Source organism: Bradyrhizobium ivorense (assembly GCF_900696085.1).
Lineage (GTDB): Bacteria > Pseudomonadota > Alphaproteobacteria > Rhizobiales > Xanthobacteraceae > Bradyrhizobium > Bradyrhizobium ivorense.
Window position 1 is genome coordinate 146,170 of sequence record NZ_CAADFC020000021.1, and the last position, 24,520, is coordinate 170,689.

19 protein-coding genes and 1 tRNA gene are annotated in these 24,520 nt (G+C 64.0%); 8 read left to right on the top strand and 12 right to left on the bottom strand.

What is annotated here, in order from left to right; genetic code table 11:
• Positions 1-185 precede the first annotated feature (185 nt).
• Positions 186-1,877, top strand: a complete 1,692-nt coding sequence (locus CI41S_RS27570; protein ID WP_139862453.1) for a Na/Pi cotransporter family protein — start codon at positions 186-188, stop codon at positions 1,875-1,877.
• Positions 1,878-2,108: 231 nt separating this feature from the next.
• Here CI41S_RS27570 and CI41S_RS27575 read toward each other — a convergent pair whose 3' ends face one another.
• On the bottom strand, positions 2,109-2,564 hold the full coding sequence (locus CI41S_RS27575; RefSeq protein WP_139862454.1) for an RbsD/FucU family protein: 456 nt from the start codon (positions 2,562-2,564) through the stop codon (positions 2,109-2,111).
• 359 nt (positions 2,565-2,923) lie between these two features.
• On the opposite strand from CI41S_RS27575, the gene CI41S_RS27580 reads away from it, so the two are divergent.
• Positions 2,924-3,943, top strand: coding sequence for a restriction endonuclease (locus tag CI41S_RS27580; protein WP_139862455.1), 1,020 nt, complete (start codon positions 2,924-2,926; stop codon positions 3,941-3,943).
• A 214-nt stretch (positions 3,944-4,157) separates the two neighbouring features.
• Here CI41S_RS27580 and CI41S_RS27585 read toward each other — a convergent pair whose 3' ends face one another.
• From CI41S_RS27585 to CI41S_RS27615, 7 genes are all read right to left on the bottom strand, one after another.
• Positions 4,158-5,237 (bottom strand): c-type cytochrome, encoded by a 1,080-nt coding sequence (locus CI41S_RS27585; RefSeq protein WP_244626714.1) that lies wholly within the window; start codon positions 5,235-5,237, stop codon positions 4,158-4,160.
• Between the two features lie 71 nt (positions 5,238-5,308).
• Positions 5,309-5,647: a lipid-A-disaccharide synthase N-terminal domain-containing protein gene (locus CI41S_RS27590; RefSeq protein ID WP_139483734.1), complete on the bottom strand. Its 339-nt coding sequence runs from the start codon at positions 5,645-5,647 to the stop codon at positions 5,309-5,311.
• Positions 5,647-6,480 (bottom strand): glycosyltransferase family 2 protein, encoded by an 834-nt coding sequence (locus tag CI41S_RS27595; protein WP_139862456.1) that lies wholly within the window; start codon positions 6,478-6,480, stop codon positions 5,647-5,649. Before CI41S_RS27595 ends, CI41S_RS27590 begins: the two co-directional genes overlap by 1 nt.
• 65 nt (positions 6,481-6,545) lie before the next feature.
• The gene (locus CI41S_RS27600; protein WP_139483738.1) at positions 6,546-7,376 is read right to left on the bottom strand and encodes a phosphatase PAP2 family protein; all 831 of its coding nucleotides are present in this window, start codon (positions 7,374-7,376) and stop codon (positions 6,546-6,548) included.
• Positions 7,377-7,382: 6 nt separating this feature from the next.
• Entirely contained in the window at positions 7,383-9,047 is a 1,665-nt protein-coding gene (locus CI41S_RS27605; protein WP_430650047.1) for an ArnT family glycosyltransferase, read from the bottom strand.
• A 139-nt stretch (positions 9,048-9,186) separates the two neighbouring features.
• The gene (gene pbpC, locus CI41S_RS27610; protein WP_430650049.1) at positions 9,187-11,214 is read right to left on the bottom strand and encodes a penicillin-binding protein 1C; all 2,028 of its coding nucleotides are present in this window, start codon (positions 11,212-11,214) and stop codon (positions 9,187-9,189) included.
• Between the two features lie 83 nt (positions 11,215-11,297).
• Positions 11,298-16,517 carry an alpha-2-macroglobulin family protein gene (locus CI41S_RS27615; protein ID WP_139862459.1) on the bottom strand — a complete coding sequence of 1,740 codons (5,220 nt, stop codon included), beginning with the start codon at positions 16,515-16,517 and terminating at the stop codon, positions 11,298-11,300.
• 297 nt (positions 16,518-16,814) lie between these two features.
• Here CI41S_RS27615 and CI41S_RS27620 point away from each other — a divergent pair.
• Positions 16,815-16,891, top strand: a tRNA-Arg gene (locus CI41S_RS27620).
• A 236-nt stretch (positions 16,892-17,127) separates the two neighbouring features.
• Here CI41S_RS27620 and CI41S_RS27625 read toward each other — a convergent pair.
• Positions 17,128-18,411, bottom strand: coding sequence for a hypothetical protein (locus CI41S_RS27625; protein WP_139862460.1), 1,284 nt, complete (start codon positions 18,409-18,411; stop codon positions 17,128-17,130).
• 567 nt (positions 18,412-18,978) lie between these two features.
• Between CI41S_RS27625 and CI41S_RS27630 the strand changes: the two genes are divergently transcribed.
• The 3 genes from CI41S_RS27630 (at position 18,979) to CI41S_RS27640 (ending at position 22,318) form a co-directional block, all read left to right on the top strand.
• Positions 18,979-20,088 carry an acyltransferase family protein gene (locus CI41S_RS27630; protein WP_244626715.1) on the top strand — a complete coding sequence of 370 codons (1,110 nt, stop codon included), beginning with the start codon at positions 18,979-18,981 and terminating at the stop codon, positions 20,086-20,088.
• 431 nt (positions 20,089-20,519) lie between these two features.
• Entirely contained in the window at positions 20,520-21,179 is a 660-nt protein-coding gene (locus tag CI41S_RS27635; protein WP_172628213.1) for a GDSL-type esterase/lipase family protein, read from the top strand.
• 281 nt (positions 21,180-21,460) lie between these two features.
• On the top strand, positions 21,461-22,318 hold the full coding sequence (locus tag CI41S_RS27640; RefSeq protein ID WP_139862462.1) for an FkbM family methyltransferase: 858 nt from the start codon (positions 21,461-21,463) through the stop codon (positions 22,316-22,318).
• A 77-nt stretch (positions 22,319-22,395) separates the two neighbouring features.
• On the opposite strand, the gene CI41S_RS43700 is transcribed toward CI41S_RS27640, so the two are convergent.
• Positions 22,396-22,542 carry a hypothetical protein gene (locus CI41S_RS43700; protein WP_172626929.1) on the bottom strand — a complete coding sequence of 49 codons (147 nt, stop codon included), beginning with the start codon at positions 22,540-22,542 and terminating at the stop codon, positions 22,396-22,398.
• Positions 22,543-23,015: 473 nt separating this feature from the next.
• Positions 23,016-23,279 (bottom strand): hypothetical protein, encoded by a 264-nt coding sequence (locus CI41S_RS27645; protein WP_139862463.1) that lies wholly within the window; start codon positions 23,277-23,279, stop codon positions 23,016-23,018.
• Here CI41S_RS27645 and CI41S_RS27650 point away from each other — a divergent pair.
• Positions 23,278-23,574: a hypothetical protein gene (locus CI41S_RS27650; protein ID WP_139862464.1), complete on the top strand. Its 297-nt coding sequence runs from the start codon at positions 23,278-23,280 to the stop codon at positions 23,572-23,574. The two genes, CI41S_RS27645 and CI41S_RS27650, sit on opposite strands and share 2 nt — an antisense overlap.
• A gap of 25 nt (positions 23,575-23,599) precedes the next feature.
• Here the strand turns inward: CI41S_RS27650 and CI41S_RS27655 are convergent, their stop codons facing one another.
• A complete protein-coding gene (locus tag CI41S_RS27655; RefSeq protein ID WP_139862465.1) occupies positions 23,600-23,818 on the bottom strand; it encodes a hypothetical protein in 219 nt (72 codons plus the stop codon).
• A 119-nt stretch (positions 23,819-23,937) separates the two neighbouring features.
• On the opposite strand from CI41S_RS27655, the gene CI41S_RS27660 reads away from it, so the two are divergent.
• On the top strand, positions 23,938-24,315 hold the full coding sequence (locus tag CI41S_RS27660) for an SH3 domain-containing protein (RefSeq protein WP_139862466.1): 378 nt from the start codon (positions 23,938-23,940) through the stop codon (positions 24,313-24,315).
• Positions 24,316-24,520 lie beyond the last annotated feature (205 nt).

Consider the following 24,520-nt stretch of genomic DNA (forward strand, 5'->3'; position numbering starts at 1 on the left):
GATCTGCCTAGCGGAACGCCACGTAGTTTAGCGATTGCTTTCAACCTTCACTTACCTCGACGGCCCCCGCGAGCCCGCAGCCCGGGCTGGATCGGCGCGAAACCTTCGGGAACAAAAGGGGTTGAACCCCCGCCGATTGGGCTTAGCCTGTTCGTTCGACTCGATTTTCCGGGGTACGACCGAGCATGGGAACCATGGTCTTACTTGATCTCCTGGGTGGCGTGGCGCTGCTGCTGTGGGGCCTTCATATGGTCCACAGCGGGATTTTGCGCGCTTTCGGCCCCGATCTGCGGCTGTTGCTCGCCAAAGGTCTAACCAACCGCTTCACAGCGTTTGCCGCCGGGCTCGGCCTGACCGCCCTGCTCCAGAGCTCGACCGCGACGGCCCTGATCACGAGCTCGTTCGCCGCCGAGGGGCTCGTCAGCCTGGTGCCGGCGCTCGCCATCATGCTGGGCGCCAATGTCGGCACCACCCTGATCGTGCAGGTGCTGTCGTTCAACGTCGCCGCGGTCGCGCCGGTGCTGTTCGTCATCGGCCTGGTCGCATTCCGCAGCGGGCCGCGCTCGAAGGTGAAGGATCTCGGCCGGGTCTCGATCGGCCTCGGCCTGATGCTGCTGGCGCTGCATATCCTGCTCGACACCCTCGCGCCGGCGGAGAATGCGCCCGGCATGCGCGTCTTCATGAACGCGATCACCGGCGATCCGGTGCTCTGCATCCTGATCGGCGCCGTCGTCACCTGGCTGGTGCATTCCAGCGTCGCCAGCGTGCTGCTGGTGATGTCGCTGGCCTATTCGCAGTTCATCTCGCCCTACGCCGCGTTTGCCCTGGTGCTCGGCGCCAATCTCGGCAGCGCGATCAATCCGCTGATCGAGGGCGCGCGGCGCGACAATCCGGCGAGCTACCGCTTGCCGGTCGGCAACCTCGTCAACCGCCTCGTCGGCATCCTCCTGATCGCGCCGTTCCTGCGCCCGATCACCGAGCACATCCACGCCTGGCAGCCCGATCTCGCCAAGGCGACCGCGCAATTCCACATCGCGTTCAATGTCGCGACCGCGGTGCTGTTCATCGGCGTGCTCGACGGCATGGCGCGGCTGCTTGAGCGTGTCCTGCCCAAGCGCGTGCAGGAGACCGATCCGTCACGGCCGCGCTATCTCGACGAAACCGCACTGGAGACGCCCTCGCTCGCCCTGACCGATGCCTCGCGCGAGGTGCTGCACATGGGCGATTACGTCGAAGCCATGCTGCGCAAGGTGATGGCAGCGATGATGACCAACGATCGCGGCGTGGTCGACCAGGTCTCGAAGATGGACAACAGCGTCGACAGCCTCAACGAGGCGATCAAGCTCTACGTCACCAAGCTGACCCGCGGCAGCCTCGACGAGCGCGAGGGCCAGCGCGCCATGGAGATCGTCGCCTTTGCGATCAATCTCGAGCATATGGGCGACATCATCGACAAGAATTTGAGCGAGCTCGCGACCAAGAAGATCAAGCGCCGGCTGCAATTCTCCAGCGAGGGCGCCGAGGAATTGTCGGCCTTCCACAAGCGAACCATCGATTCGCTGCGCATTGCGTTCGGCGTGTTCATGTCCGGCGACGCCAATGAGGCGCGCAAGCTGCTGACCGAAAAAGCCGCGTTGCGCGCGGTCGAGCTCGCTGCCGTCGACCGCCACCTCGAGCGGCTGCGCGAGGGCCGCCCCGAGACCATCGAGACCACCTCGCTGCATCTCGACGTGCTGCGCGACCTGCGCCGCATCCATTCGCACATCTGCTCGGTCGCCTATCCGGTGCTGGATGCCACCGGCGAGACCGCGGCCGATCGCAGCCGCGACGCGGAGGTGGACCCACTGCCGGCCGCGCCGTCGCCGGGCCGGCCGTAACGGTCGATCAGAGATTTCACCTCTCCCTTGGGAGAGGCATCGGCCGCCTTCGGCGGCCGTCGTCAGGAACGCCGAAGCGAAGCTTCGGCTATGGCGCAGCGCCGGGTGAGGGGCTACGGTCTCTCGTTGGATCTGCGGCCCCTCACCCGATTTGCTGCGCAAATCGACCTCTCCCCATCGGGGAGAGGTGAACCGAGATGCCAGACCGGATTAACCCAATTTCATCCCCCGCTACGCTTCGTCGGGTGGGATGACACCCTTCTTCAGGATGAAATTGCCGTAGAAGCGGCGCTCGCCGGTCTGGATGATGCAATAGGCCTTGCGCGCCGCCTCATAGAAAGCAAACCGTTCGATCGCGCCCATCGGCGACGAGCGCCCCTGTGCGGCATCGATCTCGTGCTGCACCTCCTGCCGCACCGGCGGGATCTCGCGGGGCTGGCCGACCACCTCCATCGTCGTCACCGCCGTGTCGACGAAGGAGTCGAGCGGCAGCACCGACAGGATGGCACGGGCCGCCCGCGGCGCAGACACGTTATCGATACGCAGCAGCTTGCCGAGGACGGTCTGGCGCGCCACGGTGTCGGCCGGGAAATTGGTGTCGCACAGCACCAGCTCGTCGCCATGACCCATCGATCGCAACGCATGCAGCACATCCGCGTTGAGCAGCGGATCGATCGATTTCAGCATGGTGCCCGCCTCTCTGACGTATTCTCTGTTCCGATTGTGCCACGCCCGACGGCTGCACGACCTCCGCTGTATCCGGTCGCATATCCATCCGGCAGACTACCGTGCTGAACGCGCCGGCGAGCTAGACTAGCGTCCGATCACGTCGGTACAATGGAGCCCGCGAGCTTCCGGCTCTGGCCGCCCGACCCGACTCATCAACGAGCCTTCCAGCAAACTGGACATTAGTCCGGTGGGAGGACGATGGCCCAGGAGTCTTGATAGACACCATATCAACATAGACACCATATCAACGCGCATACACACTACTCCCGTCCAGAAACAACCTGAGCTATACAGCTGGTCAACGGGGGAGATAGCTCATGTCTGACAATAATGTCTGGGGCATTCACGGCGGGAAGACCGGAGACGCAGAATCGTTGTTTTTCAAACACGACTGCGTGGCTCTCGGTTGGGCGTCGGTCGGCGACCTTTCAAAACTAAAGCCAGACCGCGAAGCCTTCAAAGAAGTCATTGCAGCAACCTATCCGGAAAAGAAACCAGGCTCAGTCCCCGTAAATGCTGGCCAATTGTTTCGATTTGTGCACGAGGTTGAGCTCGGGGATCTAGTCGTCTACCCATCGAAGGCCGATCGCAAGATTTATGTCGGGAAAATTGCCGGCGGTTATTTGTACGATCCGACGACGGAACCAACGTATCCTCATCGTCGCGCCGTGAAGTGGCTGCACTCCGTACCGCGTACCAAGTTTAGTCAGGGCGCCCTATACGAAATCGGTTCGGCAATGAGCCTCTTCCTGGTGAAGAACTATGCTGATGAATTCCGAGCCGTTGTGGTTGGCAAGGCGATCCCAGTCCAAACTGTGCCGGTCTCTGAGGACGAGACGGTTGCGGCGGTTGCGGAGGACGTTGAAGAGAGTACAACCGACTATATCCTCAAGAAACTAGCTACCGATCTAAAGGGGCACCCGTTCGCTGAGTTTGTTGCACACCTCCTTGGCACTATGGGGTATCGCACTCGTCTGTCCCCAGAAGGTCCGGATGGCGGGGTCGATATTATCGCCCACAAGGATGAACTCGGCTTTGAACCTCCCATCATCAAGGTACAGGTGAAAAGTAGCGAGGGTAGTGTCGGCGACCCTGCTCTCTCCGCCCTTTACGGCAAGGTAGGGCATACCGAGTTCGGCCTCTTTGTTACGTTGGGCACCTTTACCAATCAGGCGAAAAGCTTTGCAAAGGGGAAAAGCAACCTCCGGCTTATCGACGGTCAGGAGCTAGTCAAGCTCGTCTTCGAACACTATCAGCAATTTGATGCTCGTCACAAAGGGCTTCTGGCTTTGCGCCAAGCCTATGTCCCTGACGTCATCGAAACCGAGGACGATTGAGCCTTTTAGAGGTTGTGGGCCAGTCTAGCGATCCAGCGTCTTCGATGCGGAGCCGCGGCTCTTCACCATCAGCATGATGTTGCGGGTGCAGATCAGCGTGGCGAGCCCCCTGCCCGATGATGATGAGGGTTCGCGCCTGCTTCCCACTTTTCGAGGGCATAGCGAACGTCCCGTCATTGCGCCCCAGAGGTTCTGCCGTTGACAGTCGGCCGCTTCACCGGTCGAGCGTGGCGAGATAGGCGGCAAGTGCCAAAAAGTCCGCCTCGTCGAGCGGTTTGACCACATCGATCATCGGCTTGCTCTCGGGCCCAGCGCGGAAGCCGTGCCGGTATTCGTAGAGCTGGCGGAAGATGTAGGTCGGCGAGCGCCCGGCGATGCCCGGCACGACGTCGGTGCCGGTCAGCTTCTCTCCATGGCAGCCGGCGCAGGCGATCTCCGGCTTCGCGGCCAGCCCACGACCGGCAGCGACGCTACCGGGCGGCACGTAGGCGGTAAAGCGGACGCGCGCGTCGCGGTTGACGAAGCGGCCGACGTCCGCGGGTGTCTCGATGATGCGCATGCCGATCGGCTGGCGTTCATCGCCTTTAGTGACGAAGAACCAGCCGGCGACCGTCGGTTTCGGCACGGTCTCAGTCTCCACCACATCGACCAACTTCTTCGGCTTGATGGCGGAAAAATATTCAGCCGCCGCCTTGATCTCATCGTCGTTCGCAGCCTTTGCGACCGAGATCATCCATGCTTGCGGAATGCGGTCGGGTAGTGCTGTCGTGCGTTTGCCGCTCCTGTAGTCTTGCATCTGTCGAATGAAATAGGACACCGGCAGGCCGGCGACGTCGGCGTTCTCCGGACCACCCGTTCCAGAGGCACGATGGCAGAAGCCGCAGGCGTAGACGTCAGGCGCGCGGCCGCTTGCCACCACCGTCGGCATCGCCGGATGGTCACCCGGGTGCCAATCCGGTGCGAGAAAGCGATCGCGCGTTTGTGGAACCGTATAGCTCACCGTGCTGTCGGGAACGTGGCGAGGTTGGCCGTCATCGGACGGCGGCTTGAAATCAGGCGGATTGTAAGTGTAAGCCCAGAACGGCGGCTTGTCGGTGGTCTGCGCTTCCGCCCCCGCCGCTGATACGAAAATTATGGGCAGTGCAACTAACGCCTGAACGGCCGCTCCCAACCGTGCCATGTTCGCCTCCGGCTTTCGGGCAGCGAAGAGAGACAAGCTAGCCTTGAATCCGCGCGGGAACAATTGGCTTGCTTGTTGTTGAGGCCGGCCGCCCTGAGGCTCGCTGTGGGTCATAAGTCGCCGATGGCGACCGAACTGGGCAACTTCCGCTTATGACTGGACGCCGACGTTTATGAGCACACGCTCTAACGATCCAGCGTCTTCGATGCAGCGCCGCGGTTCTTGATGATCAGCATAATGTTGCGGATGTAGATCAGCGTGGCGAGCCCCTGCCCGATGATGATGACCGGCTCGCGCTTGGCGAGGCCATAGATCAGCGTCATCAGGCCGCCGCCCATCGAGAAGAACCAGAACGCCATCGGCACCACGCTCTGGCCGGCGCGCTCGCTGGAGATCCACTGCACCAGGAAGCGCGCGGTGAACAGCAACTGCGCGACGAGGCCGAACGCCAGCCAGAAATCGAACTTGGCGATGAACACGTCGTAGAAATAGGCGTTCAGCGCCTGGCCGTATTGGATCAGCATCAGTTCACCTTCGTCACGCCTGGCACTTTGGCGCCTTCAGCCACTTCAGTGAGGTCCGTTACCTCAGTGACATCGGTCACTTCAGTGACCCCGGTCACCTCGGTGACCACAGGCGTCGGCTTCTTGCGCCGGATCAGCCACCAGACACCGGCGAGATCCATGATCCCGATCCAGAGCCGGTCGAAGAATCCATAGTTCGAGACGCCGGAATGGCGCGGGCGATCGACGACGTCGACATAGGCAATTGCAAAACCTTCGCGGCGGACCAGCGCCGGCAGGAAGCGATGCAGGCCGTCGAAATACGGCATCGCCAGAAACACCTCGCGCGGAAACGCCTTCAACCCGCAACCGGTGTCGCGGGTGCCGTCGCGAAGGATCACGCCGCGTACCGCATTGGCGATCCGCGACTGCAGCTTCTTGAAGCCGGTGTCCTTGCGCCCGACCCGCTGGCCCGCCGCGAGGCCGACGCGGCCGCCTCCGCTCTCGATGGCGGAGATCAGGTTTGGCAGGAAGGCCGGGTTGTTCTGGCCATCGCCGTCGAGCGTCGCCACGATCGCGCCGCGCGCCGCCCGCACGCCGCTGCGCACGGCGGCCGACTGGCCGGCGGAGGCGGCGTGGCGAAGCTGCCGGAGATTGGGCCGCTGCACCATGATCGCGGCGAGCCGTTCGCCGGTGGCATCGGTCGAGCCGTCGTTGACATAGATGATCTCGTAACCCCAGCGGCCGTCGAGCGCGGCCGCGATCTCGGCGATCAGCGGCGCGATGTTGTCCGCCTCGTTGCGGACGGGCACGACGATGGAAACGGCGACCGTCGTCTGGTCGGAAGCAGGCAAATCGGCTCTCGTGGTTGGTTTGGAGTTCGCGGAACCCGCCCGATCCGGCCGTCGGGCGACCGCTTTTATGGGGCGAAGGCGCTCCTCGCAACCCTTTTGAGGCGCCCGGACAGCGCCACGACCGTGCCGTCCCGATGAATGGCAAAACCAAGGCGGCGGGCGGCGAACCAGTAGCGCACCGCCATGGCGCCGATCACGCCGACCAGCGCGCCGGCCACCACGTCGCTCGGGTGATGGGCCAGCAGCACCAGCCGCGTCGCGGCGATCACCAGCGCATAGACCAGCATGATGATCCGGGCCCGCGGCCACACCGCCGATACCGCGAACGCCAGCGCAAACGCCGTGATGGCGTGCCCCGACGGCAGGCTCGCATAGGCTTCGCTGCCGTTGAAATGCTGGAAGTTGAAGGCATTGGCCTTGCCGCCGACAAACGGCCGGCCGCGGCCGACGATCCATTTCAGCACTTCGCCCACGGCCACCGACAGCGCAACCGACAGAAACAGATATTGCAGGCGGGTCCCGAGGCCGAGCAAGGTCGCGCGCGAGGTGCCATGCAGCGCCGGCGCCGCCAGCGAGACCGCAATCAAGAGACCGCCGAGCGTCCACAGCACGTAGACGTCCTTGCCGAAATTGGTGAGCATTTTCACCCACCACAGGCCCGGCGTATCGCGCGGCGGCATCAGGCTGATCTCCGCGACGTCGACCGCATACATCAGCGTGATGATGACTACGCCGATAACGACGAAGAGCAGCAGCACGTGGCGTGCCGAGCGGCGCGCCGCTTCGGCGCGGCGCGAATGCGACGGCGAGCGCACCAGTTGCGCGAAGGACAGCCAGACCAGCGTCAGCAACCGTCCAAAATAATGCGATGGTTCCACGATTGCCGGTGTCGGCATCTCATCTCACTCCGTTCCTTCGGAGCGGAAGATCGCGATCGAGATCGCCTTGCCCTGCGAGATGTTGTAGCCGTCGACCCGCACCGGCGCGTTGTAGCGCAGCCCGATCGCCTCGGCGCGCTGCACGAAGGCGCGCTCGGAGCGCTGCTCGACCAGCGCGAAGCGGCAGGTGCCATGGGCGAGGAAATCGGCGGCGCCCGATCCATCGGTGAGCAAGGTCGAGGTGTCGGTCATGAACACGAGGCTCGGCTCATGGAAGCCGGCGGCCGCCGCCTTCGGGCCGACGCAGGTGACGTTGCGCAGCGCGCGCGCCACTTCCTGGCTCGGAAACACCGTGTTGAGCCGCGGCAGCACCACGCCGTAGGTGGCGCCTGCGAGCAGCGCCGCGGCGACCACGGCGTTGAGCAGAGAGCGCTCGGCGCGGCTGTCCTCGAACAGCCACCACGCGATCAGGCCGAACACCATCGCGAAGGCAAACAGCGGCCAGGCCGGAAATACCGGCTGATGGATCGCCTTGATCGCGCCGACGATCACCAGCACCGCGGCGATCGCCGGCAGCGCGAACCACCAGGCGGCGCCGCGCACCAGCCAGGAGTTGCGCGACAGCACCCGCCGTTCCAGCGCGCCGATGGTGAGGATCGCGATCGCCGGATAGAGCGGCAGCACGTAATGCGGCAGCTTGGTCAGCACCGCCTCGAACACGATCCAGGACGGCACCAGCCAGGCCAGCAGGAACTGGGCGCCGGGCTCGCGCCGCGCGCGCCAGACCGCCGGCGCCGCCATGCCGGCGAGCGGCGCGGCGGGCCAGAACGTCACCCAGAGCAGCAGCAGATAGGTGCCGGGCGGCGCGCCATGGGATTCCTGGGCGCCGAGCTTGCTCAGCATGTCGCCGCCGACGGAGTCGGCAAAGAAGGTGTCGCCGGCGCGCAGGAAGATCAGCACGAACCACGGCAGCACCAGCACCAGCGTCCACATCAGGCCCCAGACCGGGCGCAGGCGCCAGAACCAGGCCATCGAGCGGTCGAAGAACGCGACCACGGCCATCGTCAGGCCGACGAACATCAGGATCAGCGGCCCCTTGAGCAGGATGCCGACAGCGAGCGCCGTCCAGAAGATTGCAGGCGGGCCCCATGACGGATGCGCGGGATCCTCGCCGCGCTGCCAGGACATGTAGACCCGTGCCATCGCGCCCATCGCCGCGGTGACGGAGAGCAGCAGCATGGCGTCGGTCTTGGCGAGCCGCGCCTCGACCCCGAGCAGCACGCAACTCGCCAGCATCAGCGCGGCGAGCACCGCGCCCTGCCGCGTCACGAACGCCAGCGCCGTCCAGTATGTCAGCAACACGGCGCCGATGGCGCCGATCAGCGACGGCAGCCGGTAGACCCAGATGCGGACCTGGGCGCGCGGAACCCCGAGCGCCGAGATCGTCTTCAGCGTCGCCGCCTGCATCCAGTAGATGCCGACCGGCTTCTTGTAGCGGACGTCGTCCTGGAAGCGGATGTCGACGAAATCACCGCTCTCGACCATCTGCTTGGTCGCCTGGGCGAAGCGCACCTCGTCGCGGTCGATCGGCGGGATGGTGAAGAAGCCCGGCAGGAACAGCACCAGGCAGGTCAGCGTCAGGAACAGAATCGAACGCCATTGGCTGGCTGTAGCGAATTCGAACGCCATGAACAGCCTGCGGCTGGAATGCGCAGGCTTTACAGACTGTTGCCCTGCTCCAAAGCGGGGTTGGAGGCTATCCACCATGGGTTTCGCATACGATGAAACCGCAGCGCAAACAACCGTGCTGTTCCGCTTTCCCGCGCGGTCATTGCACGCGGATCACAACTGTGTCCGCGGCGCCAGTGGCGTCGATCACGGTCAGCCGCGCGAAGCCCGGCCCCGGCGGGTCGATCAGGCGCTGGCGGCGGCTGTCGATGTCCCCGGCTGAGACACCGTTCACCAGCACGGTCAGCGGCAGCACGCCGCCGGCGACCTTGACCGGCATCGCCGCATAGCGGCCGCCTTCGGAGTGATCGACGTCGATGCGCGAGCCGTTCAGCGGGAACTGGATGTGCGGCGCCTGGTCGCTGCCGGAGCGCACCAGTTCGCCGAGCGGCCGGAACCGGCGCAGCGGCGGCGGTAGCTTTGTGTTGCTGGCGACCAGCACGCCCTTCGGCGGCTTCGGCAGCGCCGCCGGAATTTTCCCGGTGCGCGCGAAGGCATCGAACAGGATCGGCGCCGCCGAGACGCGGCCGACCAGGCCCGGCACCGGCACGCCGTCCGGACGGCCGACCCAGACGCCGATGGTGATGCGGCCGTCGAAGCCGACCGACCAGGCGTCGCGATAGCCGTAGCTGGTGCCGGTCTTGAACGCGATCCTGCCGTGCACGCCGTTCTCCGGCGGCGGCGTGCCGAGCAGCACGTTGCCGACCTGCCAGGCCGCGGCCTGATCCATCAGCCGCATCGTGTCGCGCTCGTCATTGGCGCGCATGATCTCGCGCAGCGGCTTGGTCGTGCCGAGCCGCGCCAGCCCGGCATAGAGCTGGGTGAGATCCTGCAGCGTCACGCCGACGCCGCCGAGGCCCATCGCAAGGCCCGGCGTCTCGTCCTTCGGCAGTACCAGGCTGGTGCCGGCCTGCTTCAGCCGCGACGACAGCCGGCTGGCGCCGACACGATCGAGCAGCGCGATCGCCGGCACGTTCAGCGACAGCTGCAGCGCCTTGCGCACCGGCACCGTGCCCTGGAACGTCATGTCGAAGTTTTCCGGCGCATAAGTGCCGAACCGGATCGGGCGATCCTCGATCAGGCTGTCCGGATGCACAAAGCCGTCCTCGAAGGCGAGGCCATAGATGAACGGCTTCAGCGTCGAGCCCGGCGAGCGCACCGCGCGGGTCATGTCGACCTGCCCGGCCCGCCGCTCGTCGAAATAATCCGGCGAGCCGACCCGCGCCAGCACGTCGCCGCTCTCATTGTCGACCGCGATGATCGCGACCGAAATGTCCGGCCCCTGCACCACGGCACGGTCATGCGCCAGCGCCTCGAGGTTTTTCTGCAGCGTCGCGTCCAGCGTCAGCCTGATGACCGGCGCGTCCTTCATGGTCGCGACCGCCTGGTCGGCGGAATGCGGCGCCAGGATCGGGATCTGCTTGCGCATCTTCGGCACAGCCGTCGCCTTGGCCTGCGCCGCGTCGTCCTTCGAGACTACGCCGTCCTCGACCATGCGGTCGAGCACGCGGTTGCGCGCTATCTGCGCCGCCTCCGGATGGCGATCGAGCCGCCGCCGCTCCGGCGATTGCGGCAAGGCCACCAGCAGTGCGGCTTCGGCCAGCGACAGCCGTTTCGGCTCCTTGCCGAAATAGGCGATCGAGGCGGCGCGCACGCCTTCGAGATTGCCGCCGAACGGCGCCAGCGCGAGATAGAGATCGAGGATTTCTTCCTTGGAGAGCTGCTGCTCAAGCTCGACCGCGCGCACCATCTGCCGCAGTTTTGCGTACAGCGAGCGCTGCTGCCGCGGCTCCATCAACCGCGCCAGCTGCATCGTGATGGTCGAGCCGCCGGAGACGATGTGACCGCGCGTACCGAGCTGCAGCGCCGCGCGCGACAGCGCCAGCGGATCGACGCCGTGATGCTCGTGGAAGCGCTTGTCCTCGTAGGCGAACAAGAGCTTCAGATAGGTCGGATCGACCGAAGTCTTCGCGTCAGCCGGCAGCCGCCAGCGCCCGTCCGCCATCGCATAGGCGCGCAGCAGTTTGCCGTTGCGGTCGATCACCGTGGTCGAAACCTGCCGGGCCTGATCGAGCGGCAGCGGCCCGAGCGAGGCGACCCAGGCGACGAAGGCGCCGGTCGCAAGCATGCCGGCGACGGCACAGCCTGCCGCCGCCAGTTTGAGCCATCGCCAGCGCGATGGCCGCGCCGGCGCCATGGTCGCCGTCCCGCTCATTTCGCCGGCCTGACCTCGACCGCGCCGGTGCCGCTGCGGCCGTAGCGCGAGGGATTGTACATGTCCTCGACATAGGCCTGCGGCAGCACGTATTTGCCGGGCGAGACCGCGCGCACGACATAGGCGACCGTGAACACCGACTTGTCGTTGGCGGCACGGTCGATCGCCGCGGTGAAGCGGTCATCGCGGAACTCGGTGTTCTTGGCTTCCACGCCGTCCTCGATCCAGCTCAGCGTGCCGGAATCGCCCGACGACACCAGATGCGGATTGTCGATCTCGAGCCCGGCCGGCAGATAGTCGGCCACCATGATGTGCCCGAATTCCGGCCGCGCCTCGGTGACCTTGAGGACAACAGCGAAACGGTCGTTCTGTTTCGCCTTGGTGACGTCGGCCGGCTTGCCGTCGAGCGTGAAATAGCTGCGCTCGATCTTGAAGCCGTTGGCGGCGGCGGGCTCCGGCGTGACCGGCGAGCCCGACACCGAGATCACCGCCTGCACCGGCGCATCGCCGGTGTTGGTGATCTTCAGCGGCTGGCTCACCATCTCCTCGGCCTTGTAGCTGCGATAGACCGCGGTCTTGACCGGCTGGCCGTTGATGTCGAGCGTCAGCGTCTCCTTGGCGAGCGCGCGCGCCGCCAGCACCATCCACGCATTCTCCTGCGTCGAGGTGTAGGGCGTGAGCCCGCGCGCGGCTTCGACCCGCAGCACCGCCTGGGTCAACGTCGCACGCGGCGCGTTGCCCTCGCCGGCCAGCGAGACCAGCGCCGCCGCATCGCGCAGCGCCGAGCCGTAATCGACCCGGCCGAACTCGAAGACCGGCTTCGGGTTCAGCGCGTCGAGCGCGGAGCCATAGACCCGCTCCGCGCGCGCCTTGTCGCCGACCAGCGCCAGCGCCGCGGCAAGCTGCGCCTTGGAGATCGGCGTCGCCAGATTGTTCAGCTTGGTGTCGGCGAGATAGCGCAGGTCGCCGATCGGCGCGGCGCCGTTGCGCGCGAGCACGTAGAGGCCGTAGGCCAGATCGCGGCCGCCGTCCTTCTCCGGCTCGTTGGCGTTGACCACCGAATTGCGGATGCGGTCGAGCGCGTTCTTGAACAGTACGTCCGGCACCGCAAAGCCCTTTTCACGGGCGCGGGTCAGGAAGTCCGTGACATAGGCATCGAGCCAGGCATCGTCGCCGCCCGCCGACCACAGGCCGAACGAGCCGTTGGAGCCCTGCCGTGCCAACAGCCGCTCGATCGCGTCGCGGATGCGCTGGTCGACGGCGGTGTCCATCGCCAGATGGGCGCCGGCAGCGAGATCGTTGACATAGAGCAGCGGCAGCGCGCGGCTGGTAATCTGCTCGGAGCAGCCATAGGGATAGCGGTCGAGCGCCTTCAAGATGCTCGCGGCGTCGAGCGCGGTCGACAGCGACGCCGAGAGCGAGACGCTGCCGGTGCCCGGCACGAGGTCGGAGAACATGTCCGCGGTCAGCGTCAGGCTCTCGCCCTTCGCCAGGGTGCGGATCGAGCGCCGCGCCAGCACTTGCGTCGCCGGCTTGACGTCGATCGCATAGTGCCGCGCCAGTGTCAGCCCGTTCGGTCCGGTGATCGCGACGTCGAATTCACCACGTCCGGCGCCGCCCGCCTCGAGGCCGAGCGACATCGACGAGCGCTGCTTGGCGTTCAGTTTCAAGGTCGTGGTCGGATTGCCCAAGACCTTGACCGGTCCGGTGGTCTTGACGCCGACGGCGAAATTGCCGGCGGCGCCCTCGACATTGTCGATGTCCAGGCTCAGCGTGCCCTTGTCGCCGGTGAGCAGGAAGCGCGGCAAGGTCGCGGTCAGCACCACGGGATCGCGGATGATCACGTCGGTGGTGGCGCGGCCGAGTTTGGTCGCGCTCCATGCCACCGCCATGACCCGCGCGGTGCCGGCGAACTCCGGGATGTCGAAGCTGATCTCGGCGGTGCCGTCGGGGCCGACGGTGACGATGCCGGAATACAGCGCCAGCGGCTTTTGCGTCGGCGGCGAGCCCTGCAGCTCGGCTCCCCCTGCGTCACCGCCGCTGCGGATCTGGCCGGCCGTGCCCTGCATGCCGTCGATCAGCTGGCCATAGAGGTCGCGGATCTCGGCGGTGAGGCGGCGCTGGCCGAGATAGTAATCATCCGGCGCCGGCGGCTTGTAGTTGGTGAGGTTGAGGATGCCGACATCGACGGCGGCCAGCACCACCTTGGCGTCCTCGCCGGGATTGAGCCCGCCGAGTTTGACCGGGATCTTCAGCGTCGAGCCCGGCCGCACCAAAGCGGGCGGCGGCAGCTCGACCGCGAGCGTGCGGGTCTTCTTGTCGATGCCGAACCATTTCAAACCGATCGCACGGCCCGGCATGCGGCCGGCGGCGACGTCGAGCGGACGGCGCAGCGTCGTCAGCACATAGGCGCCGGTGCCCCAGTCCTTGCCGACCGGGATTTTCACCTGCTGGGTGCCTTCCTTGACGTCGACGCTTTGCGTCGTCAGCAGGCGGTCGCCGAGCACATAGACCGTGAGCTTGCCGGCGGTGCGCGCATTCACCGTAACAGTCACGGTGTCGCCGGAGGCGTATTCCGGCCGGTCGATCGAGGTCTCCAGCAGGTCAGGCGTGTCGGCGCTGCCGTCGGAATACCAGCCGACGTCGAACTGCACCGAGGTGACCGGACCGTCGGCATCGGTCGACTTGACGTCGAGCCGGTAGCGGCCGGGCTGCGGCTGGAACGTCAGCCGCTGCGCCTTGTCGGCGACCAGGTTGACGTCACCGTCGGCGACGCGGCGGGTCGACTTCACCGGCTCGTAATTCCACGACGAGTTCTGCCGGTACCACTGGTAGCGCGACTCCAGCTTCAACAGCTCGTAGCGCAGCCCGCTGCGCGCCAGCTGCTTGCCGTCGGGCGCGACGAACAAGACGTCGAACTCGGCCTTGTCGCCTTCGGCCACGCTCTTGTCGCCGAATACAGGCTTGATGCCGATCAGCGAAGTCGCGGGCGCCACCGGCAGCACGATCTTGCGCTCGACCGAGCGGCCGCCGGTCTCCGCCATGCGGATGAAGATCTGGGCCTCCTGCGGCCGGGTCGAGGTCGGCGCCTTCTCGAGCTTGACCGGGAACGTCGCCGCGCCCTTGTCGTCGGCCTCGGGGAGGTCTGCGATCGGGGTGCGCTCGTTGCTCGCGCTCTCCTCGTCGGCGACGCCGAACTGGTAGCCGGGATAGCCCGGCCTCCCCGACGCCGCTGACGTCACCAGCATGTCGCCCTCGAGCTGCAGGCCGGAGGCCGGCGCGCCATAGAGGAAGTGGCCGCTGACCTGAAGTTCCACTGGAACTTCGGCTTTGATGGTCTTCTCCTTGCTGGTGAGATCGAATTCGATCCGCTCAGGGATGTAGTCCTCGACCATGAAGGTGGTTTCGCCGACCGAGCTTGCCTTGGGGTCGGTGAAGACGCGGGCGCGCCAGGTGCCGGACGGCACCGCCGAGTTCAGCGCCACCGCCAGCGAGCGGCCGCCGGCGCCCTGGTCGGGCAGCACGGCGCGGCGGAATTCGACGCCGTCGGGCCGCTCGATCACCATGGTGAGCGGCGTCCCGGTCAAGGCATTGCCCTGTCCGTCGCGCAGCAGCGCGGTGAGATAGACGGTCTCGTTGGAGCGGTAGACGCCGCGCTCGGCATAGACGAAGGCGTCGGCCCCGAGCGGGATCGCGCGTCCGGCAACCCCGCGGTCGGTGAGGTCGAAGGCGTTGGTCTTCAGGCTGAGGAAGGCATAGTCGGCCTTCTCGCCCATCACGGTGAGCAGCGCCGGCGACAGCCCGCCCTCGCCGCGCGCGAGCCCTTGCTCGAACAACACGTGGCCGGCGGCATCGGTCTTGCGGGTGGCCAGGATCTCGTTGTTGCGGGCGACCAGCTTCACCTCGGCATTGGCGACCGGCTCGGTCGAGGCCAGCGAGTTGACGAACACATGAATACCGTCATTGCCGGAGAACGCCGACAGGCCCATGTCGGAGACGATGAACCACTGCGTCGCCAGCGAGCTGTCCTCGTCGGACCCCGGGCTCTTCGCCGCCGCCGTCATCACATAGACGCCCGGCTGCAGATCGCCGAGCGCCTGGTCGACCGGGAACGCCGTGACGACGTCCTGGTTCAGCGTCGTCGCGGTCGACAGCTCGCCGGACCAGACCTTGACGCCGCGCTGGTCGCCGAGGTCGGTGAGCTGGTAGCGGCTCAGCGTGCTCTGGAAGTCGGAATCGATCACGGTATTGATCAGGTTGCGGTCGCCGATCCGGAACACGTCGATGGTCACCGCCGGCGTGTTGACGCTGACCAGCGGGATGCCGCGCTGTCCGGTGCGCGGCAGCACATAGGCGCGGCCGGTGAAGCGCACGAACGGCTTGCGGTCGCGGACATAGATGTTGAACTCGGCCGATTTCGGTAAGCCCTCCTTGACGCCGGACGGCAGGCCGGCGCGCAAATTGATGTTGTAGCGCTCGCCGTGCTTCAGCCCGTCGACGCAGAGCTGCTTGCCCTCGGCCGACAGCGCCGGCTTGTCGGTGCCGGCCAGCGCGAGGAACGGCGCGAAGTCGACGCGCTTTGCGAGTTCCTCGGAGAACTGGAAGCAGGCCCTGGGCGAAGCCGAATCGGAATCGACGGTGTAGTCGAGCAGCCGGAAACCGTGCTCGTCGCGCATCCGCTCGTATTGGCCTCTGATATCGGCGACCTCGCGGATGTCGAGCGACAGCCGCAGCGCATCGAGCGCCGGCCGCCACAGTTTTCGCTCCGACAGCGCCTTGCCGAGCACGGCCAGCGCATCCGCTTCCTCGCCGGCATTGCCGGCGCGCTGATAGGCGATGTAGGCCGCGGTCGAGGCGCGCTCCATCAGAAAGGTCTGCTCGCTGGACGAGACGGTGCGGATCTGGAAGATGGTCTTGGCCAGCTTGAGCCAGTTGGCGCCGTCCTCCGGCGCCACCGCCGCGATCTGGCCGAGGATGCGCAGCCCGGTGCGGGCGTCGTTCTTCGCCAGCGCCGCATCCGCGTCGGTGCGCAGGCTCGCCGCCGGCTTGTTGACGGGGCCCGCCTCGGTCTTGATCTGGGTCTCCAGCTTGACCGCCGAATCGGCCAGATCGTCGCGCTTGAAGGCCTTGTCTGCGGCCGCGGCGCTCACGATGCCAAAGCCAACTCCAAGCGCCAGCGCGGCGCAAACTGCGGCGGCCCGAACCAAACCGATCATGATGGAGCTCCCAAGGGCGCCGCGGACCTCTGCCCGCGTGCGGCTAAAACATGCGCGAAAACGTGACGGAGTGAAGGCGAGATGAACGGACGAATACGTCACAGCTTGCATTGCCGGCAATCCTTCGACCCGCGCTTACCCGGCGCCGCCACATCGCGCGGCCGGCCGGACAGACGCAAGGGGAACGCCCCTGCGGCACACCCCTGCACGCCTTTGTCGCCCGACCACAAATTCCGGTTCGGTCCGGCTTGGCGAAAAAGCGGATTTTTCATATTGACGGTGCTACAAGGCCGCCACGGTCCCGTAGCTCAACTGGATAGAGTAGCGGATTTCTACTCCGCGGGTTGCAGGTTCGAATCCTGCCGGGATCGCCAGCGGCAAAAACGCATACTGAAATCACTCCACAATTTAGGCCAATGCGACCCACCTTTTGGAACGCATGTTCTGGTGGGTCACATAGACTTGCAGAAACGTACGCACCGGCGTTGTAGTGCGTCGACCATGACCAAAGACCCGCCACATTACGGTGACAGTGCACTTAATGGGTACGCGTCCGCGAACCGCGTGGTGACCTGCTAAATGCACTGTCAACGTAATACCCGTAATGCCTTCACTTCGGCTGCATGAGAAATGCTCCCATTCCGTCCCGAGCGCCGGGATATTCGCGGAGGAAAACTTCCAGTTCATATAATTTGGCATTCTGGGCGTCGTAAATGATGCGCACCTGCCCATTATTCCTTACCTGGCCGTAGGTTATGTGGCCACCACCACGAGGATTCCTCATAGTTACCGCGTAGTGTCCATCCGGTAGGGGCGCCTTTCCTCCAAAGTCGCCTTTGAATTCGGAACGCGCGCCGATTGCGAAGGCAACCTGGCTTGCAGCAGTCGATCCCTTGAGCGTGGGCGTCATAGTTTCAAAGTCAGCAGCTTTGGCACCTGCTCCCTTGACAAATTGGTTTTTTAACATCGCCGCCGTGCAGGCCACGCAATTCTCGTTGCTGCGAAATCCTTCCAAGTCTGGAGGGTTGATTGGATTGGCTCCTCCTGGATCCGTAAGGGTCGGCTCTGCTTGTACGCGACCAGGTCCTGCACCCCTAAACGCGTCTCCTGGTCTGGGCTCCCCTCGCCCGTAGTCTGCGGTTCGGCGGACTGAGCGGGGCGGCCCGAAGCGCTGCATTTCTTGGGCAAGCGCATACCAAGCTTCCCTATTTTGATCCGCCGACAGCTTAAGCCACTCTTCTTCCGCCTCTTCTGGTGTCCACCACCCTTCGACGGCTTCCTTGTGCAGCGGATTGAGTCCATCTCGCACATAAATTGTTCGACGGCGGCGATCGTAGGGCTCGTGCAACTCTTTTATTTCGCCGTACTGCTTCTCAATTTCATCAGATGGGTCAGGGCCTCCGAAGTCTCGGATTGTTACGCCCTTGCTGATGACAAATCGAGCTAACGCCTGGTTCGTAACCGGGCCTAATCCCAGCTGCAATTTAAGTTCGTTCAAAGTTACGGTCTGCCGCAGCAACGCGAGAATCTCTGCCTTCGTGAGCTTATCGGGCGTCCGGTCAAGCACCATCACGACTTCGAGCTTGATCCATGCCGATTGATCCAGGCCCGCCTCGACGGTGACTTTCTCGACGAGATCGCCTGCCTGCAACGTGTAGATTTTTTCGATGTCGTTGTGGACCTTCTCACTTACGACCTTAACAACCCGGTCGTTTGTCGATTTCAGCCACAACTCCCTGTTGTTGACCTTGTAAAACTCCAGACCGACTTCCTTGCGTTCTCTTGTCTTAATCGTCATCCGACCGACTGACAGTGGTCCACCAGCACCGCCTTCGGGGAAATAGCCCGTCGTGTCGCCGAGGGGTACGCCGGGCGGCGCGCAGAAATTGGCCATAGCCTAGGTCCTCCAACAGTGTGTAAAGCGGCGGCTAGCTCGTCTATCTCGTGTGAACCTGAAGGATCAGGTCCTCGCCTTCTCTGGTAGTGTCGTCTTCTTACTCCTGTGGTCCAGCTAACTAGCAGGCCGTCGATTTGTTCGGCGCGGACTCTCAGGTTTCCAGCGCAATGTGCTTGAAGTTGCGCACGGATGTCGAGGGGTTAGCCTCGGTTGCCAGCAAAGAACCTGCTAGTGAGGGCGTTAAGGCGCGGCCCCCTCCATACCTCAGGGGTGGTGACATTTCTTCGTCTGGGATGGTTCAACTGGCTTCCGGTCCAATCCGGCGGCCATATACGCGTGAGCCAAGCGTGCGGATCGACGTCATTCATATTACAGGTCTCCAGCAGTGTGGCGATGTCATTACGGTGACAGTGCATTTAATAGCAGGTGTCCCGCGAACCGCGTGATGACCTGTAAATGCACCGTCACCCGTAATACCGACAATTGGGCGTCCCGTAAAAACCAGGGACCTGCTCGAGCTTGGTTGTGGTGATAGGCTCGCGTCATTTTTGAAGGGGCGCTAATTTGGATTCTCAGCATATTGAACCCCGCCCTCATCTTAGGGCGTTAACTGGACTGCGCGGCGTCGCCGCGGTCGTTGTCATGTTGGGGCACTACAACCTCAAGCTGCCCTATCATCTCGCGGATTTTTTCGACTGGTTCTACTCCGCAGTCGATCTGTTTTTTTGCTTGAGCGGATTCACGCTGTCGTACGTATACGCCGCTACCGACTTTCGTTTCTCGCAATATCTGGTGGCGAGGGTGGCGCGGATTTATCCGCTTTACATCGTCACGCTGATCGTCGTCGGAGCAGCATATACCCTACCAGCCCAGATCGTTCCGGCTACATATCCTGCAGTCGCGGCCTTCTCCGATTTTGTGCGGCAAGTGCTGATGGTGAATAGCTGGCCGATTATCGGAACGGGCGTTCACTGGAACACACAGTCGTGGTCGGTGTCGATCGAATCGCTCTGTTACGTGGTTGTGTTTCCGATATTGCTGCGCCTGAGGCCGCCAGCATCTGAGAACGCCAGGCTTCTGCTATTGGTGGTACTCTCGGCCGCCTGCTTCGCCGCCCAAATATCATTCTACGATCCGGCGACGAACACAGTCCCTCATGATGCGAATGTCTGGAGGACCTGGGGAGAAACGATACGAGGCATTTCGGCATTTTCGATGGGCTGGATCGCTTTCTGGAGTTACGAGCAGCGCGACCAGATACACTCGCTCTGCACGAGATTTTCGACAGCGCTCTGGCTATGCTTCGCAGCCGCGTTGACGCTTTCGTATCTCGGCATTGTGCGGTCTCACACGGTGACGTTCCTGTTTCCGTTTATCGTGCTGGCGGCAACAGACCCTTATTCTCGATCATCGCGCCTGCTTGAATCGTCACCTGCTCATTACATCGGCGTCATCTCCTATTCGATCTACATGGTGCACTTCATCTCGTATCTGGCATTTTTCTACCTCTTCGGTAGGCCTGTAATGTGGACGGCTCCCGTTCAGGTGGCATTGATCGGCACGACATTCGCGTTCTCCTCCCTGACTTATTCCTTTCTTGAGAGACCGGCGCGCGATGCCCTAAGACGATGCCGCATCATCCGGCAACCTGAAGGTCAATTGAATCCGGATTAGACCAATCCGTGGCGATCCGCGTCCATTGCGGCCCGAAATCCCTGGCAACCATCCCGTAAAACCACGGCCCCGCCTCCTGATTGAAACACGGCTGGCTCGCGGTAGGTTTGGTTCCATTGTTTAAGGGGTGCGATTCTTCGGCCCACGGCCGATGAGGCGTCCCGCCGGATTGTCACGGGGATCTATTTTGACGAAGGAACAACTCGCTCGAGATGCAGCGGACATTTTCCGACTGCTGCGAGCATTTCGCTCGATCAAGAATCGGGCGACGCGTCAGCACCTTATCGAGACCATAGAGGCAATGGCCGAGGGGCGGATACCCGACACACCACTTGAGGGGACGGCCGGTAAACCGCATGGCTGAGCCGGGCCGGCGCCGGGAGGATCTGATTGAACTGCGCTAGGGAGCTTGCGTGATGGGCCCAACCGGAATGATCGAGCATCTCAGCGGTCGAACCGGAGAGATTGATCCAGCTCACGACTGGCCGAACCTTGGTCATTACCGGGACAGCAATGCCGCAATCACGGCGCCGCCGCGCGCGGTGTTCATCGGGGATTCCCTGACCGAGGCATGGCCTCACGTTGATACCGAGCTGTTCTCGAACGGGATTGTCGGGCGTGGCATCGGTGGGCAGACCACGCCGCAGATCCTGCTGCGCTTCATGGCGGATGTCGTCGCACTCGGGCCCAGGGTGGTTCACATTCTGTGCGGCTGCAACGACATCGCCGGCAATACCGGCCCGACGACCTTCCGCGACTATCAGAACAACGTGCTGGCGATGCTGACACTCGCCGATGCGCATGGCCTGCGGGTGATCCTCGGCAACTACGCCGACTACGACCGGTTCGCATGGGCGCCGGAGGTCGATGCCAAACCCTGGATCCGGCGCATGAATGGCTGGATCGAGGATATCGCAAGAGCGCGAGGGCATGTCCTTGCCGACTATCGAACCGCATTCGGAGAGATGGATGAAGCCAGAAAGGCGGCCGTCATGCCTGATGGTGTCCACCCCAACGTTGCGGGTTATGCCTTGATGCGGCCCGTCGCGCTCCGCGCATTGGACCAGGCCTTCGAACGGGCGCGCGTATAGCAGCAAGGGACAAGGCGCCCCGCGGCACCACGGTCCTGCCGGGGTTGCGAACGTCCGGCCGAACTTCAACTGGAACATCACGGAACCAATTGACGGTATGGCGTATCGGGTGCCTCTGCGATCGTTTGAACTGAGGATCTCAGGTGCGGGAAAGGCTTAAAGGAATGAAGAAAAAGGAAAGGCCGATGCCCCCCGATGTCGTATCCCACCTGCGCCTCACTTAGGCCTTGCCACTGCGCCAGTATCGCTTCGAACACGATCAGCGGTTGCGAGGGGCCACGATGGCAAGAGCAGAGCCGAGCGATATTTCGCTATCTGCAAGGGCGCATTTAGCGGCAGAGCGAAAAGTGGGTGCGAACCACCTGATATATGATGTGGGCGTAAATGACGGAACCGACTCCACCTACTATCTCTGGCGGGGATACAGGGTACTCGGCATAGAGGCGAGCCCGGTCTTGGCTGAAAAGCTGAGGGAGAAGTTCGAGCCGGAGATCCGGGAAGGTCGTTACACTCTGCTGGAGGTCGGAGTGGCGGACGACGATGGCACAGCTGAATTCTGGATGTCAGACGTTACCGAGTGGTCGTCTTTCAACAAAAGCATAGCGTCACGCGACGGGACGCCTCATCGCGCCGTGCAAATAGCAACCAGAAGATTTTCCTCGATCGTCGAAGAGTTTGGCGTTCCGCTTTATTGCAAGGTGGATATCGAAGGTAATGACCGGTGTTGCGTGAGAGGTTTCACCAGCCATACCGCGCCTCCTTATCTGTCCATCGAAATGTCACACAAAGATGGCGGGGTCGATCTCGATCTGCTCGACTCGCTGGGATATCGGCAGTTCAAGATCATCAGCCAGGTGACGCGCGCGCAGCCGGTTCCATCGTTGATGAGAATTGATGGCTTGCTCTCTGGTTTTCCCAAGAAGGCGTTGAGGGCAGCGATCAAGCGAACGTTGGGTGTACGGTCTTTCCAAGGCCGGAAATTTCCTTTGGGCGCGTCCGGTCCATTCGCCGAGGACACGCCCGGCCGGTGGCGCTCGGTCAGCGAAGTCAGACGGCTTTGGGCATTCCTGAAGGACATCGACGAACGCGCCGGCAAGAATCGCCTCGGCGAGTGGTTTGATTTTCACGCCAAGCGGTAGTCTCGACATCGGAGACCGCGTCGCCATCCCGTGCTGCTATACCACCCCTCCTCCGGCCGCTCGCTCGCCCAAGCCCGCTAGATCGACGGGGTAACCGATCCGCAGGGCTTCAAGGTCTTGATGATATGCCCGCTCCAGCACTCCTGGTGCTCCTGGGCGTAGCTGATCGCGGCAATCACGATCAGGGCGACGACGACTAGTCCGGCGACGATGTTCTGTACCATGGCTGCCACTCCCGGGACCTCACCGCGCTGAGGGTCGGATGATGGACAACGGGACCCGCAGCCGTCAATGCGCCACGTGGCCCTCCTCGCGGCGTTTTCGCGGCCAGTCCTGCGTCGGCACAATTTCGGAATATTGGAAGAATACCGGTGACTTGCCCGACGTGTCAAGGGGCCGTATCGGCTGCCGGCAGCCGCCGGCTACTTTGCATGGGGTTGTTTTCTCGGGTTTGACCATGGCAGGGCGCCGGCCGCCGCAATGCGCGCAGGCCTGCGCCCCGGGATGGCAACGGCTACCACGGATCGATCCACACGCCGAACGCAATGATTGCGAGAGCGACCGCAATGACGATCAGATCCGTCGTCAGCCAGTCAGGGATTCCACTCGATGGCTTTGCGCTCATGTCCGCGACTCCTTCTGTTCGCGTCCAAGCTCAAATCTGCAGCGGATCGGCCGCCGATGCGCGTGAAGCAGCTCACATCGGTCCGGAAAAAGTGACGGATGCAAAATTCCCCGCGCGCCACGCGCCCGCGTTGCGGCGCTCCGTCGCCGCATCCTGCAAGATAGGCCTCGACATCACGACCACGGCGGCGCGCGCGAATGGCCGCCCGTGACGGGTGCAGCATCGTTTCACGATTTGTGAAGATTGATCGACAATGGTTTTCCCCTCGTTGTTTTTCTTTTCTCCACGGCGAGCGACGCCGACCGCCGCCGCGACCGGGCATTTCGGGACCGTCATGGAAGATTCCGTCCAGATCCGCTGCACCCGCTGCAAGAACGTGTTTCGCGATCGCGCCAAGCGCCTGCAGAACGGTTATTCGCGCCAGTGCCCGAGCTGCGAGGTGGTGCTGTTTTTCGACGAGGACTCGCCCAATCCGCACATCAAGAAGGCGATGCGCGCGGCGCGGCGGCTGCGCAAGGAGATGCGCGAGATGGAGAGCATGCAGTCGGGCCGGGCCACCGCGGTGTCGCGCCGGTTCAGCGGCCGCTCGGCCTCCAGCGCCCAGGACGAGGGGGCGGACGACGAGGGTTGAGCTGGTGGCGCGCGGCCGCGCCCGACTACCCGCCGCCGAGACCCTCCGTGGCCTTGTCGAGCCATCGTTGCGTCGACTCGTCGCTCCAGCCCGGCACCGCGAAGCGGGCGCCCGGCCGGGGCTGGGGCGCCTCCGCGGGTGGACGGGTCGCCACGGGCTCGCGCGCGCGGGGGTGGCGGCGCGGCGCCGCATCCGCGGGCACGCACAGCATGACCAGCAGACCAAGAGCCAGAACCGAGCGCATCGCAGGTGCTCCCAACGATCGATATTGCCGGCTGCATTCCATCACGGTGGATGTTGACGCCAATTTTGCCGCTGGTCCATGCTGATCCCGCCCTCTTCACCCGCCGGTGAGCCCGTCCGATGCCGACATTGCGTGATCTGGTGGTTTGCACCGCGCTGCTGCTCGCGAGCCCGCAGGCGGCGCTGGCGCAGGCCGGCAGTAGCGGCGGCAGCGTCGGCAATGACGAGAAATCGCTGTCAGGGACGCGCGAGACGCCCGATCGGGGCCGCGGCGAGAGCATGGCCGGCACCAATTGCGTCATCGCCGATCCGACATCGACGCCGTTGAACGTGCGCACGTCCCCTAACGGCACCATCGTCGGCACCGTCGCGAACGGGACCCGTGCGCGGATCCTCGATCAGGCAAGGGACCGCGGCGGCGAGCCGTGGGTCTATATCGCCGACGCCACCGCCCGCCCGCTGGGCTGGGTGATCCGGAAATTCATCGTCTGTCGATGACGCCGCGCGGCTGCACGCCCCACGAAACCATTTTCCCGGCGGCGCGAAGCCGGCCCGAAACAATCCGGGTCTAGGCTGTCACCATTGAACCAAAGGGGATTGGTCATGTGGGACCTCATCAACGCATTGTACCGAGATTATTGCCTGGCGCGCCTGCAGGAGATGCGCAAGCTCGAACTCACGATGTGATCCGGCGCAAGACCGA